Below are 1,851 nucleotides of genomic sequence, written 5' to 3'. Positions count from 1 at the left end.
AGCTGCGCAGCGTGATCGAGTCGCGCGGCTGGAACAAGCCACTCCTCGTGCAGGGCGATGCAAGCCGCACCGAGCTGCTCGACCGCTTCCGCGCGTATGGCAATGCGATCCTCGTCGGCAGCCAGAGCTTCTGGGAAGGTGTCGATGTGCGCGGCGACGCGCTGTCGCTCGTCGTGATCGACAAGCTGCCGTTCGCGCCGCCTGATGATCCGGTGCTGGCGGCGCGGCTCGATGCGCTGACGAAGAAGGGCTTGAGCCCGTTTGCCGTGCATCAGCTGCCCCAGGCCGTGATCACGTTGAAGCAGGGCGCGGGACGCCTGATTCGCGCAGAAACCGATCGCGGTGTGCTGATGATCTGCGACACGCGTCTCGTCGACAAGCCGTACGGGCGGCGGATCTGGCAAAGCCTGCCGCCGTTCAAGCGCACCCGGGAGATCGAGGTCGTCGAGGCGTTTTTCGCGGAGCAGCGCGCGGACAAGGGCGTGTAAGCGCTGTTTTTTCCGGCAGCGCGTGCCAGCGTGCGGCGCAAAACAAAACCCGGCCAGGCGGCCGGGTTTTTTCATGTCACGCGAAGCAGTGGTTCAGAACTGCCACCACGACTTCTTCGCACCGGCGCGCGTACGGCCGGTGATGTACGGGCTGTCCGGGAACGTGCCGGCGAGCACGCGCTTCGTGTCTTCGGCGAGCTCCGGCTGGTTCAGCTTGTCGTACGACAGCATCATGATGTGCAGCGCATCCTCGATCGCCGGCGCACCCTTGTATTCCTTGATCGCGAGCTGCGCGCGGTTGATCGCGGCAACGTAAGCGCCGCGGCGGTAGTAGTAGTCGGCCGCATGCACTTCGTGCGATGCGAGCGCATTGACGATGTAGCGCATCCGCGCCGCCGCGTCCGGTGCGTACTTGCTCTTCGGGAAGCGGTCGACGACGACCTTGAACGCGTCATACGATTCGCGCAGCGCCTGCGGATCGCGCTCGCTCATGTCCTGCCCCGCGAAGCGGCCGAACAGGCCCAGATCGTCGTTGAAGTGGATCATGCCCTTCAGATAGTACGCATACGGGATATCGGGGTGATCCGGGTGAAGCTGGATGAAGCGGTCGACGGCCTGGTCGGCGGCCGCCAGTTCGTTGTCCTTCCAGTTGCAGTACGCGACGTTGATCTGCGCCTGCTGCTCGAAATGGCCGAACGGGTCGCGGCCCTGCAGCGATTCGAAGTATTTCGCGCACTTGCCCCAGTCACCGCCGGCCAGCGCATCCTGAGCCTCTGAGTATAATTTGTTGCTCGACCAGGTCGCCGTCTCGTCCTGCTTCTGCGGCAAGCCGTGGCAGCCGGCGATGAGGGCCGCGGCCGCAACCATCGCAGCCCGGGCGGCGACGGTTTTTGCCGCACGTTTGGTCGAATTCATCATGCTCGCATGTCCTAGCTTCAAGTCTCGGTGACCCAGTCTAAATGACCCGTTCAAGTTCGTTGAATGCCCAGTCGGGCACGTCAAATCGCGAAGATTATAGCCCAAGCGATCGCCTCGCCGACGCTGCCGCCGGCGATTCGCTCGATGACGATCTGGCCGGCGACGCATTGTCGTCGTCCGGCGCGCCGTCCGCTTCGGACGTCGATGCGCCGCGCGTCGTCGAAGTGCCGCCCGCGCTCGCCGGCGAACGCCTCGACAAGGCGCTGGCGCAGCTTTTTCCCGAATTCTCGCGCAGCCGCCTGCAGAGCTGGATCGAGGCGCAGCGCGTGCGTGTCGACGGCGTCCCGGCGAAGATCCGCCAGCCGGTGCCGCTCGGCGCGACGATCGAACTCGTGCCCGATCTGCTGCCCGAGCAGCTCGCATTCACGCCGGAACCGGTGCCGCT

General features: G+C 65.1%; 3 protein-coding genes. 2 read left to right on the top strand and 1 reads right to left on the bottom strand.

The features are described from left to right. On the top strand, positions 1-488 hold a 488-nt coding region (locus tag KH616_RS24705), incomplete at its 5' end, for an ATP-dependent DNA helicase (RefSeq protein WP_292254796.1). 93 nt (positions 489-581) lie between these two features. Here KH616_RS24705 and KH616_RS24700 read toward each other — a convergent pair. Next, positions 582-1,406, bottom strand: coding sequence for an outer membrane protein assembly factor BamD (locus tag KH616_RS24700; RefSeq protein ID WP_292254793.1), 825 nt, complete (start codon positions 1,404-1,406; stop codon positions 582-584). A gap of 41 nt (positions 1,407-1,447) precedes the next feature. On the opposite strand from KH616_RS24700, the gene KH616_RS24695 reads away from it, so the two are divergent. Then, positions 1,448-1,851: S4 domain-containing protein (locus tag KH616_RS24695; RefSeq protein ID WP_292254791.1), on the top strand; the 404-nt coding region annotated here is incomplete at its 3' end.

The sequence above is a fragment of the Burkholderia sp. genome (assembly GCF_018375725.1).
In the GTDB taxonomy this organism is placed as follows: domain Bacteria; phylum Pseudomonadota; class Gammaproteobacteria; order Burkholderiales; family Burkholderiaceae; genus Burkholderia.
The sequence above is the reverse complement of the archived record's forward strand: the minus strand, read 5'-3'. Positions and strand labels throughout refer to the sequence as shown.

Excerpts from the sequence above, each read along its gene's own strand:
- KH616_RS24700 (WP_292254793.1), bottom strand. The coding sequence starts at position 1,406 with ATGATGAATTCGACCAAACGTGCGGCAAAAACCGTCGCCGCCCGGGCT.